This is a genomic window from Gottfriedia acidiceleris (genome assembly GCF_050457485.1).
GTDB classification, from domain to species: Bacteria; Bacillota; Bacilli; order Bacillales; family Bacillaceae_G; genus Gottfriedia; species Gottfriedia acidiceleris_D.
In genome coordinates, this window is the sequence record NZ_JBCMJM010000015.1 from 145,074 (window position 1) to 157,189 (window position 12,116).

The 12,116-nt window shown below is 32.7% G+C and carries 10 protein-coding genes; 3 read left to right on the forward strand and 7 right to left on the reverse strand.

Going from position 1 to position 12,116, the window contains the following annotated elements; all coding sequences use genetic code 11:
- Positions 1 to 262 precede the first annotated feature (262 nt).
- From parC to ABEY15_RS15640, 6 genes are all read right to left on the reverse strand, one after another.
- The gene (gene parC, locus ABEY15_RS15615; RefSeq protein ID WP_429891077.1) at positions 263 to 2,695 is read right to left on the reverse strand and encodes a DNA topoisomerase IV subunit A; all 2,433 of its coding nucleotides are present in this window, start codon (positions 2,693 to 2,695) and stop codon (positions 263 to 265) included.
- Complete coding sequence (gene parE, locus ABEY15_RS15620) at positions 2,695 to 4,668, reverse strand: DNA topoisomerase IV subunit B (protein ID WP_429891078.1); 1,974 nt, start codon at positions 4,666 to 4,668, stop codon at positions 2,695 to 2,697. Before parE ends, parC begins: the two co-directional genes overlap by 1 nt.
- Before the next feature lie 545 nt (positions 4,669 to 5,213).
- Entirely contained in the window at positions 5,214 to 5,624 is a 411-nt protein-coding gene (locus ABEY15_RS15625) for a CoA-binding protein (RefSeq protein ID WP_056476782.1), read from the reverse strand.
- A gap of 100 nt (positions 5,625 to 5,724) precedes the next feature.
- Positions 5,725 to 6,918, reverse strand: coding sequence for a S1C family serine protease (locus ABEY15_RS15630; RefSeq protein ID WP_429891079.1), 1,194 nt, complete (start codon positions 6,916 to 6,918; stop codon positions 5,725 to 5,727).
- 81 nt (positions 6,919 to 6,999) lie between these two features.
- Positions 7,000 to 8,790: a sensor histidine kinase gene (locus ABEY15_RS15635; protein WP_429891080.1), complete on the reverse strand. Its 1,791-nt coding sequence runs from the start codon at positions 8,788 to 8,790 to the stop codon at positions 7,000 to 7,002.
- Positions 8,791 to 8,793: 3 nt separating this feature from the next.
- On the reverse strand, positions 8,794 to 9,468 hold the full coding sequence (locus ABEY15_RS15640; protein WP_069032377.1) for a response regulator transcription factor: 675 nt from the start codon (positions 9,466 to 9,468) through the stop codon (positions 8,794 to 8,796).
- Between the two features lie 176 nt (positions 9,469 to 9,644).
- On the opposite strand from ABEY15_RS15640, the gene plsY reads away from it, so the two are divergent.
- On the forward strand, positions 9,645 to 10,247 hold the full coding sequence (gene plsY, locus ABEY15_RS15645; RefSeq protein ID WP_069032376.1) for a glycerol-3-phosphate 1-O-acyltransferase PlsY: 603 nt from the start codon (positions 9,645 to 9,647) through the stop codon (positions 10,245 to 10,247).
- Positions 10,248 to 10,340: 93 nt separating this feature from the next.
- Here plsY and ABEY15_RS15650 read toward each other — a convergent pair whose 3' ends face one another.
- Positions 10,341 to 10,763: an acyl-CoA thioesterase gene (locus ABEY15_RS15650; protein WP_429891081.1), complete on the reverse strand. Its 423-nt coding sequence runs from the start codon at positions 10,761 to 10,763 to the stop codon at positions 10,341 to 10,343.
- 140 nt (positions 10,764 to 10,903) lie between these two features.
- Between ABEY15_RS15650 and ABEY15_RS15655 the strand changes: the two genes are divergently transcribed.
- Positions 10,904 to 11,065: a hypothetical protein gene (locus ABEY15_RS15655; RefSeq protein WP_165347184.1), complete on the forward strand. Its 162-nt coding sequence runs from the start codon at positions 10,904 to 10,906 to the stop codon at positions 11,063 to 11,065.
- Complete coding sequence (locus ABEY15_RS15660) at positions 11,046 to 11,939, forward strand: prohibitin family protein (protein WP_429891082.1); 894 nt, start codon at positions 11,046 to 11,048, stop codon at positions 11,937 to 11,939. Before ABEY15_RS15655 ends, ABEY15_RS15660 begins: the two co-directional genes overlap by 20 nt.
- Positions 11,940 to 12,116 lie beyond the last annotated feature (177 nt).

Below are 12,116 nucleotides of genomic sequence, written 5' to 3' on the forward strand. Positions count from 1 at the left end.
GTAAGCTATATTTTTTCGTTAGACAAGTTCTTTTGATTCAAAATATTTCGACAATTCTGTCGATTCGTTGTTATTTTAGGTAATTATTCCCATTAATAAATCATTAAAAACCTATTTTCCTTATTTTCAAAATATAAAATTGGAAGTTTTTAACGTATTTTCCTAGGTTAATCTTAATAAAATATTTTCCTAGTATCATTTTACCTTTTTCGACAAATTCGACAAAAAAACCTATTCCAAAAAGCTTGGAATAGGCCTAATTTTAATTATTTTCTTCTTTTTTATATCGAATTATCGTCTTTATTTCACCAGAATCATCTGTATCCATAACAAATGATCCATTACTATATTGATCACTATTTCTTAAATCAGTTGGGTCAACTGTCTCAAATTGACCAGATTTACTTAGTAATACAAACATATCATTTTCATTAATTGCGTATACCCCAATTAACAAATGAGGATTATTTTTTAAATCTCGAAGTACTTTAACACCTCGGGTACCTCTAGAACTTTGAGGGATCGTATCGAGTTTCATTTTTTTAATTGCCCCTCGATGTGTTGCACAGAAAATTTCTTTTACTTCATTACTAATCGTATCCGCAGAAACAACAAAATCATGATCCTTTAAGTTAATTCCTTTAACACCACCAGCTCTTAAGCCTTGAATACTAATCTCTTCAACATTAAATAACAATGTGTATCCTGAACTTGTAGCCAATAACACTTGATCAGTTTCTGAAGTGACACCAGCAAAAATTAAGGAATCATCAGACTTAATTGACATCCCGACAAGTGGTTTAGAATATCGTTGTACTTTTAATTGCTGTATGCTTGTACGTTTTACAATACCATTTTTAGTGACAAATAAAATATAATCTTTGTTTTCTTCAAAATTATTTACGACCGTGGCAGAAAGAATTGCTTCATCTCGTTCAATAGGAATAATATTAGCAACATGTTGCCCCATATCTTTCCATCTGATATCCTGCATTTCATGAATTGGTAAATATAAATAGTTACCTTTTGACGTAAATAAAATTAGTGTATCTGTCGTTGTGCTTTCTATTTGATAAATTAAACGGTCGCCTTCTTTCATACCGTAATCTTTACCATTCGAAGCTGAATAAGATCTTGGACTTGTTCGTTTAACGTATCCTTCACTTGTAACGGTAACTATGACATCTTCTTGAGCGATTATATCTTCTCTAGAGATTTTAATTTCTTCGATCTCTTCTTGAATTGTTGAACGTCTGTCGTCTGCATATTTTAACTTAATTTTCTTTAAGTCTGTTTTTATAACTGACAATAATTTTGCTTCACTGTTTAAAATTGCTTCTAGCTGTTTGATCTTTTTATCTAACTCATCTGCTTCTTCTTGTAATGCAGTAATATCAGTGTTTGTTAAACGATATAACTGTAACATAACAATTGCTTCAGCTTGTTGTTCAGTAAACTCAAATTGAGCAATTAACTTATCTTTTGCATCGCGTTTATCATTTGCAGAACGGATTGTTGTAATCACTTCATCTAAAATCGATAAAGCCTTCATTAAACCTTCTACAACATGTTGGCGAGCTTTTGCTTTTCTTAAATCAAAATTTGAACGATTTGTAATGACTTCTTTTTGATGTTCAATATAAGCATCAAGAATTGCCGGTAATGACATCTGTTTTGGTGTACGATTATAAATCGCAACCATATTGAAGTTATATGGTATTTGAAGCTCAGTATTTTTATATAAATAATTTAAAATCGCTTCGTTATTTGCATCTTTTTTCAGTTCAATGACAATACGTAGTCCTGTACGATCTGTTTCATCACGTACTTCCGTAATTCCATCTACTTTTCGATCAAGACGAACCTCATCCATTTTCTTTACTAAATTCGCTTTATTCACTTCTGAAGGAATTTCTGTAATGATTAATGCCTGTTTTCCACCACGTAAATCCTCGGTATGAACTCGGCTTCGAATAATGATTTTTCCTTTTCCTGTTTCATAAGCTTTTTTTATTCCATCTACACCTTGAATGATCCCTCCAGTAGCAAAATCTGGTCCGTGAATTACGGTCATTAATTCATCTACTGTACAGTTTTTATTTTCAATGCGCATAATCGTCGCATCGATTACTTCCCCAAGGTGGTGCGAAGGTATTTCAGTTGCATATCCAGCTGAGATTCCTGTACTACCGTTAACCAATAAATTTGGAAACATTGATGGTAAAACCACTGGCTCCATACTCGTATCGTCGAAGTTTGGCACAAAATCTACTGTTTCTTTATCAATATCTCTCAATAGTTCACTTGCAATTGCTGATAACCTAGCTTCCGTATAACGCATAGCTGCTGGAGGGTCTCCATCAATACTACCGTTATTTCCATGCATTTGAACTAATACATTTCTTAATTTCCAATCTTGACTTAGTCGTACCATCGCATCATAAACAGAAGTATCACCATGAGGATGGTAATTACCGATTACATTTCCGACTGTTTTAGCAGATTTACGGTATGGCTTGTCTTGCGTGTTTCCTTCAACGTGCATTGAATACAAAATACGGCGTTGAACTGGCTTTAACCCGTCACGAGCATCAGGTAATGCTCGTTCTTGAATAATATACTTACTATATCGACCAAAGCGGTCACCTATTATATCTTCTAAAGGGATATTATATAATTTTTCCGATGATTGCATCAGACATTGCTCCCTTCTGATTCAACTTCAACTTGCTCATTGTTTAAAATTTTATCCTCTTCATCTAAATCAAATACTACATTTGATTCAATCCACTTACGTCTAGGTTCAACTTTATCGCCCATTAAAGTAGTTACACGTCGATCCGCTCTAGCGGCATCATCAATTTTCACACGAATAAGCGTTCTAGTTTCTGGGTCCATCGTTGTGTCCCAAAGTTGGTCAGCATTCATCTCACCAAGTCCTTTGTAACGCTGAATCATATATCCTTTACCAACTTTTTTGATTGCATCTTGTAGGTCTACTTCTGACCAAGCGTATTCGATTACTTCTTTTTTTCCAGAACCTTTACTCACTTTGAATAAAGGAGGTAAGGCAATATAAACTTTACCAGCCTCAACTAATGGCTTCATATAACGGTAAAAGAATGTTAATAAAAGTACTTGAATATGCGCTCCATCTGTATCAGCATCGGTCATAATAACGATTTTGTCATAGTTAACATCTTCAATATCAAAATCACTACCTACTCCTGCACCAATCGCATGAATAATCGTATTAATCTCTTCATTTTTCATTATGTCAGCAAGTTTTGCCTTCTCTGTATTGATGACCTTACCACGCAGGGGCAAGATTGCTTGGAATCGTCGATCACGACCTTGTTTAGCACTACCACCAGCTGAATCACCCTCAACTAGGTATAATTCATTTTTCTGTGGGTTACGTGACTGTGCAGGTGTGAGCTTACCACTTAATGAAGTTTCTGAACGCTTTTTCTTTTTCCCACTTCTTGCTTCTTCACGTGCTTTTCTTGCAGCTTCTCTAGCTTGAAAAGCTTTAATAGATTTCTTTACTAATGAAGTTGCAATGTCTGGATTTTCTTCCAGGAAATAAGCTAATTGATCCGAAACAACTGAGTCAACAGCTGATCTTGCTTCACTAGTACCTAATTTACCTTTTGTTTGTCCTTCAAATTGAAGCAACTCTTCAGGAATTCGTACAGAAACAATTGCAGCTAATCCCTCACGAATATCTGCTCCATCAAGATTTTTATCTTTTTCTTTTAAGAGACTTACTTTTCTTGCATATTCATTAAATGCTCTTGTTAAAGCGGTTTTTGCACCAACTTCGTGCGTACCACCATCTTTTGTACGAACATTATTTACGAAAGAAAGCATCGTTTCCGAATATCCATCATTAAATTGGAACGAAAATTCAACCTCAATTTTATTTTGTAATCCGTCAAAGAATACAACAGGATGTAATGCTTCTTTTTCTTCGTTTAAATACGATACAAATGCTTCGATACCGTTTTCATAATAAAACTCTTCAAACGCATCATGTCGTTCATCTTTAATGGTAATTTTTAAGCCTTTTAATAAAAATGCTGACTCTCTAAGTCTTTCACATAAAGTATCAAAGTTGAAATTTGTTGTGCTAAAAATAGTTGGATCTGGTTTAAAATGAATTGTCGTACCAGTTCGTCTTGTCTTACCAACGATTTCTAATGAAGTTACTGCTTTACCTCCATCTTCAAAACGTTGCTTGAAAATTGTGCCTTCACGGTGAATTTCAACTGTTAACCATTCTGATAAAGCATTTACTACTGATGCACCAACACCATGTAGACCACCACTTGTTTTGTATCCACCTTGTCCAAATTTACCACCTGCGTGTAATACAGTTAAAATAATTTCTGGAGTTGGTTTTCCCATTTTGTGCATTCCCGTAGGCATCCCACGACCATGGTCTTTTACGCTTAAGCTATTATCTTTATGAATAACCACATCTATTTGAGTCCCGTGACCAGCTAATGCTTCATCTACAGAGTTATCTACGATTTCATAAACTAAATGGTGCAGACCTCTACTATCTGTGCTGCCAATATACATTCCAGGTCGTTTACGTACAGCTTCTAAACCTTCTAGTACCTGTATCGCATCTTCGTTATATGTTGTTTCATTCTTTGCCAACACCATTTCTCCTTTCTAACTAAACACTTACATAAGAACATCTGTTCCATTATATCATATTATAAATAAAATGTTTCTTCTAATCGTTCATGTTAATGGTTTTTTTCCTAACTTACAAGTCGAACATGAAAAAAAAAATCGGACAAGTTCATAAAAAGCTGGATTTTTGAATCAAGAAAAAGCAGATTAAAAGTTGAAAATTGATAAATTAACTTACAAAATTCAATTTTAAAGACCGTGTAAACTGGCATCTTAATTGCTAATCTATATTGATACATATCTGTACAATTTCTCGAATACCCTAATGTTCATATCCCCTACTCGATCTTCCGTTAAAAAAACTCACTGATTAACAGTGAGCCAAATTTTAAAACAAAACTAAAAATTTGATTTTCAGACTGATTGTAAGCGCTTGACTTTCGAACCACGAATTCTAGTGATGACCCAAGTTACCCCTAAGCGGTAATGAACATCGCAGCCAGGTAAATCAACGAAGAAAACGAGCGTCTGATTGCCAGTCTGAAACAGTGAGCTTTTTTAACGGTCTATCTTGTCATTGCATGCTCAACTTTAATACAACGATCCATAATGACCGTTTTACCATTTTCCTTTAGCAATTGATATGCTTCTTCGTTTTCGATTCCAAGCTGTGCAAAGAAAACATCGCAATCAATTTTAAGAAACTCTTGTGCTACAGGTAATAGGTGTTCAGGTCTTCTAAATACATTTACAATATCAACTTTTTCATTTATTTCTGTTAAACTCGCTACTGCTTTTTCTCCTAATACAGTATCAACTGTTGGATTTACTGGAATAATTTTATATCCAGCATCTTGCATTGCTTTGCTTACCATATAAGACGTTTTAGACGGGTCCCCTGATAATCCAACAACTGCAATTACTTTACTTGATTTTAAAATCTTTCCAATTTCTTCTCTTGATGGGTATTTACTCATTTGCTGATCACCCTTTCTGTTTGCATAAATAAGCGAAAAGATTAACTTTTCGCTTATTTTGTATTCTTTTATCATATTTCCTAAGTTAATTGCCTGTCAATCATTGACTAGAGGCTAATGTTAATGTTGAATTAGTTAACTTACCATCACGGTAATAAGTAATCTTTAATTTATCTCCAACTTTTTTGTGTGAATATAGGTATTCTCTAACAGTAATTACATCACTTACTGGTTTGTCATCAAGTGCAACGATAACATCTAATTGTTTCATTCCAACTTTCGCAGCAGGAGTATTTGGATCAACATGTGTAACAACTGCACCTTTAGTTACTGAACCAGGTAATTTTAATGTTTCTTCGATATTAAATTGCGGTATTTCATCAAGTGATTTTAAGCCTACACCCATTACAGGTCGAGTCACTTCACCAAATTTTTCGATTTGATCTAAAGCTGGTTTTGCAATATTCATTGGAATCGCAAATCCAATTCCTTCAACAGCTTGTTCGGCAATTTTACTTGAATTAATCCCGATTACTTCACCTTTTGCATTGATTAAAGCACCACCACTATTACCAGGATTAATCGCAGCATCCGTTTGTATTACTTGAGTTTGGTAATCTGCAACTCCATCTCCATCGATATCTTGTGGTATTTCACGAGCTTTACTACTTACAATTCCTTCTGTTACAGTACTTTCTAAAAATCCAAGTGGATTTCCAATTGCAATAGCAGTTTCACCTACGTTAATTTTTTCTGAATCACCTAATTTAGCGATATTCGTAACATATTTTGCATCAATTGCTACAACAGCTAAATCTAATAATTCATCTGTTCCAACAAGCTTAGCATCAATTAATTGACCATCTGCCATTTTTACTTTTAATTGTTTTGCACCAGCAACAACGTGGTTATTTGTTGCTACTAAAGCTTTATTTCCTACTCTTTTATAAACTACTCCTGAACCAGATCCAGCTTCTTCAGTTTCCATTGAAAATGGATTTGATGATTGATAATTATTAACTCCTACTACAAATTTGCGAGCATTTTGAATCGTAGTTGTTAAATCTTCCCTTGATACATTAATAACTTGTGTTGGTACTGTATTCGTATCATTAGATAAGTTTGCAGGTTTATTTGTTAAGTTAAAAATATCCGGGGATACGATTGAGATTGTTACAGCCCCAATTATCGCTCCAATAAAGCCTGTAACAAGTGGATACCCTCCACGTCTACTTCTCTTTTGTCTTTTATGATTATTTTCATCGTATAAATCTGTTTCATCATAATATCCCATAATTCATTCCTCCAATATGTAGGTATCTTTTATTGATATTAATTTAACCCACTCATGTGTATTTGCTGTGAACTTTTTGATTTAATTCAAATATTTTTTCAAATTAAAAATAAATTCAACTCCATCTTCTTTATTATGAACTTTTATAGTTGAATGATGTAAGTCAAGGATTGTTTTTACGATTGCTAAACCTAAACCTGTTCCACCATTTTGTCTATTTCTAGATTCATCAATACGATAGAAGCGATCCCAAATTTTATCAATTTTATCAGCAGGTATTGGATTACCTTCATTAAAAATAGAGATATTTACATAATCCTCTTCTTCTAATAAATTCATTTTTATGACACTACCTGGGTTACCATAATGGATTGCATTTGAAAGGATATTAATGATTACTTGTTCTATTTTTCTTTTTTCACCTACTACGAGCGTATCCTCATCAAGATTAAAATTGAAATGACAATGAATATTACTATTTTCAAACATGCGAATAATCACATTTTCTATGCAATCCACAATTAAGAAAGGTTCACTTTTTAGTGTGTATGTACCTGATTGAAGTTTGGAAAGTTCTAGCATATCGACTACTAACCCGTTCATCCGATCAACTTCTTCAAGGATTACATCAGCATAATAACCATTTTTTTCAATATTTAATCCATCTTTTAAACCTTCTGCATAACTTTGCACAATACTCAATGGCGTTTTCAGCTCATGGGATACTCCACTAATAAACTCTTTTCTTATTTGTTCTAACTGCTTTTCTTTTTCAATATCCTTCATTAATTTAGCATTTGCCTGCTGTAAATTTTCAATCGTACTAGCTAAATTCTCGGATAATGAATTAATTGATTTGGATAATTGTCCAATTTCATCATCGGATTGAATATCGATTTTTTCGTTAAAGTTTAACTTTGCTAATTGATCTGTTACAGAATTCATTTTCAATAATGGTTTCGTAATCAATTTCGAATAGTAAAAAGAAACGATTACAATCAATAATAAAGCAATAATAAAAGCGTAAATATAAAAGTCTTTTAAAACGTACATTGCTTCATTTACTGGTTGAAGTGAAGTAATGGCAAAAATAACTTCTTTTGAACCTTTACTAGTATTAATTGGGTAAATAAAAACTTTATTTTCTAATCCATTTACTCGGTCTAAGTAGCGATAAATTAACGGGAAATCCTCATCAGTATAGTTAGAAAAATCTTCATTACTCTTTGTCCAATCAGTTATTGCACCCATTAATGAGTTCATTTGAGCTGAATATGTATATTGATTTGCAATTGGTAAATGTAAATTAATTACTTTCCCTTTAATTTCAATATTCACCATTTCCTGAAGATTATTTTTAGTTGATAATTGAACCGTGTTAGAAGGTTGATTTTCCTCTTGCCAAACACCCATATTCGTTTTTATATAGAGTGGAATAAAATAATCATCTTGAACATAACCTCGGATTGTAATCCTTGAATTTTCTTTAATATTAAGTCCTAAAATACTGTCTATTTGATCCGAATATAATAGATTATTTAAAGGTACATATACCTTTTTTCCTTCATTCGTAAGTACGGTTAAATCAAAATTATTCTCAGCTTTTAGTACCCCTCTTTTATCTAAAACTGCTAAAGTTGTATTGTATTTTGAATATAGTTTGGATAGTTCTTGTTGAAACTGATTGTTGTTAAATTTACCCGCTTTATACCCTTTAGCAAATTGTGTAAGTTCCTCTGTTACAATATTAACTTTCTTATTCGTATAAAAAGATTGCATAAAGATTGATTGACCAACAAATACAATTAATAAAAAAATAACTAATAATAACGTTATGGATAAAAAAAGTTTACGGACTATACTATTTTTCATTTTTTACTCCTCAAACTTATAGCCAACTCTAATAACTGTTGCTATATGTTTTGCTTTGTCTCCCAATTTATGTCGAAGTTTTTTTATATGTGTATCAACGGTTCTTCCATCACCAAAATAATCAAATCCCCAAATATTATTTAATAATTGATCTCTTGTTAATACGATGCCTTTATTATCAATTAAATAACATAGTAATTCGAACTCTTTATTCGTAAGTTGTAATAATTCATTATTTATTGAAGCTGTCCTTGACGAAGTATTGATTGTAATTCCACAAATCGTTTTAGATTCTTTATCGTCTTCTTTTAAGTCAGCCGTTCTTCTAAGTACACTTTTTGCTTTTGCTACTAGAATTTTAGGACTGAATGGCTTTGTCACATATTCATCTGTTCCAATATCAAAACCAAGTAATTGATCTTCTTCTTCTGAGCGAGCAGTGGTCATAATGATTGGTATACTTGATTGCTCTCTAATTAACTTACAAACTTCCCATCCATCTAATTTTGGTAACATTAAATCTAGAATAATTAAATCTACTTGATTTTCGTTAAATTTCTTTATGCCTTGTTCTCCATCTTCTGCTTCGATTACTGTAAATTGATCGTTTTCAAAATACTCTTTTACGATTTCTCTTAATCTTTTTTCATCTTCAATGATTAAAACTGTCGGGTTCATATTCTTTTCCTTCCATTAATATTGATAGATATAAGAACTTTTACCTAAAATAAAATGTCCTTTGTTTACTCATTTGAATTAATATTCTAAAGCAACTATCTATATATTCGCTTAAAATTGTGATAAAATCATATGATACTGCACTAATTTATTATTGTTTGAAAAGGAGCTAGAAAATGAGTTTGGTCATTATTGTACTAGCCTATTTAATCGGATCTGTACCATTCGGTTTAGTAGTTGGAAAAATATTTTACGGAGTAGATATCCGTCAACACGGTAGTGGAAATCTTGGTGCGACAAATACATTCCGCACATTAGGTAAAAAAGCAGGTATTATTGTAACACTTGGAGATATTTTAAAAGGAACACTAGCAGCTTCATTACCTGTATTATTCCATTATCATGGAATTCACCCTTTAATTATCGGCCTAGTTGCTGTTATTGGTCATATGTATCCAATATTTGCCGGATTTAGAGGTGGTAAAGCGGTAGCAACCTCTGCAGGGATCTTATTATATGCATCGCCACTACTTTTTGTCTGCTTAATTATTATCTTCGCAATTAGTTTAAAAACAACAAAATATGTTTCACTTTCGTCAATGTTAACAGCTTTTTTAGGTACTATTTTAGCTTTTATAATGGAATACACTGGACTAATTAAAGACAATGGGTACATAATAACGTATATTTTGATCGTACTTACAATCTTTGTCGTATATAAACATCGTCCAAATATAAAACGAATTAAAGACAAAACAGAACCAAAAGTAAAATTTTAAAAGCAAGATTAGCTAAAGATTAGAGATTGAAGATTAATGATCTTCCTCTCTAATCTTTTATTTATTCATGCTCTTATTGCTACTTCTATACCTTTAATCTTGCCCCATCGCCTTCTCATATGCTTCATACCAGTCAGGGAACATTTTCTTAAATTTAATCGGTCTAAATGTTTCTTTATGAACAAGGACATGTGTTGAATTTCCTATACAGCAAATATCGCCTTCTTCATTCATAATTTCATATTCGTAAATCACTTTAAGTGGTGTTAGTGATTTTATTTTTGTTTTCACTTTAGCTGTCTGTCCATATCGTAGACTTTTCTTGTATGAAACATTCAAATCAATCACTGGAGAAATGACACCTTGTGATTCCATTTCTGCATAATTAAAGCCCAAATCTTTTATTAATTGAGTACGTCCAATTTCAAACCATACTAAATAATTTGCATGGTACACAACACCCATTGCATCTGTTTCTGCATATCTTACTTCAACTAATTTTTCTGAAATAAACATAAAGTCACCTCTTATTCTTCTACAGAATACTTTACCAAAAAATTAATAATTGTTCTATTTTTTAACTTATCCTAAATGTTATAATTTTCTTATAAAAAACTAATGATTTTCTAACATTAGAAATTAGGAGGTCGATCTTCTTGAAGGTTCTAGTGGGCTCAATCTTAATCATCCTTCTTTTTTTATTCGGAGTATGGCTTCTTCTTTCTCCAACATTTGAAAAAATTGGTGAGAAATCAGCTAAAGTAAAAAATATTTTAAAGGATAAGGGGGACAAAAATAATGGAAATTCGTCCAAATGAAAAAAAGAATTCATTTTTCAATCGTAAACTAATTGGAGGAATCATCGCTGGTATTGCACTGATCCTAATCGCAACAATTCCAACATTATTTATTGAAAAAATAACACCTGGTTATGTAGGAGTTGTCTATTCACCAAATGGAGGAATACAGAAAAACACATTATCACAAGGTTGGAATTTCGTTGGTTTATTCGATAAAGTTACCGAGTATCCTGTCCGTCTTCGTACTGTAGAATATAAAGACGTTGCATTAGCGACTTCAGACGGTAAAAGGATTGAAATGGATTTATCATATACATATAAAATTGATCCTTCTAAAGTAGTATCATTGTTTAACGAGTTTGGACCTGTGTCGATCGAAGAAATTGAGGATACATATTTAAAGAAACGTTTACAAGATGCAGCTCGAATTGCAGTATCAAAATACACCGTTTTACAATTATACGGTGAGAAATCAAGTAATGCCTCAGCTGACATTGAAGCAATTTATAAAGATGATGTAAAAGTACTTGGTTTCTTTGTTGAAAATTTAACACTAGGAACACCAAAACCAGATGCAAAAACGCAAGATGCAATTGATGCACGTGTTCAAGCTGCCCAAGAAAATGATCGCAAAAAAATAGAACTAGAAACAGCTAAAATTGAAGCAGAAAAGAAAAAAGTAGAAGCAAAGGCTGATGCTGATTCACAATTAATCCGAGCACAAGGTCAAGCAAAAGCGAACCAAGTAATCCAACAAACACTAACAAATGAATTAATTGAATACAAAAAAGCAGAGAAATGGGATGGAAAACTCCCTACTGTTTCAGGCAGTAACTCAAACATCATTCAATTCCCGCTTAATCCTAATAGCGATAAAGAATCAAAAAAATAAATATTTGTCCAAAAAAACCTAGCTTTGGCTAGGTTTTAGTATTTATACGAAATCCAAAAACTTGATTTTCAGACTGATTGCAAGCGCTTGTCTTTCGAGGCGCGAAGCCTGATGAGGAGCGGAGTTACCTTTGAGGGTAATGAGCACCGCAGGCAGGCGAAGCAACGAAGAAAGCGA

Coding starts and splice junctions, on each gene's coding strand:
- parC (WP_429891077.1), bottom strand. CDS start 2,695: ATGCAATCATCGGAAAAATTATATAATATCCCTTTAGAAGATATAATA.
- ABEY15_RS15625 (WP_056476782.1), bottom strand. CDS start 5,624: ATGAGTAAATACCCATCAAGAGAAGAAATTGGAAAGATTTTAAAATCA.
- ABEY15_RS15630 (WP_429891079.1), bottom strand. CDS start 6,918: ATGGGATATTATGATGAAACAGATTTATACGATGAAAATAATCATAAA.
- ABEY15_RS15635 (WP_429891080.1), bottom strand. CDS start 8,790: ATGAAAAATAGTATAGTCCGTAAACTTTTTTTATCCATAACGTTATTA.
- ABEY15_RS15640 (WP_069032377.1), bottom strand. CDS start 9,468: ATGAACCCGACAGTTTTAATCATTGAAGATGAAAAAAGATTAAGAGAA.
- plsY (WP_069032376.1), top strand. CDS start 9,645: ATGAGTTTGGTCATTATTGTACTAGCCTATTTAATCGGATCTGTACCA.
- ABEY15_RS15650 (WP_429891081.1), bottom strand. CDS start 10,763: ATGTTTATTTCAGAAAAATTAGTTGAAGTAAGATATGCAGAAACAGAT.
- ABEY15_RS15660 (WP_429891082.1), top strand. CDS start 11,046: ATGGAAATTCGTCCAAATGAAAAAAAGAATTCATTTTTCAATCGTAAA.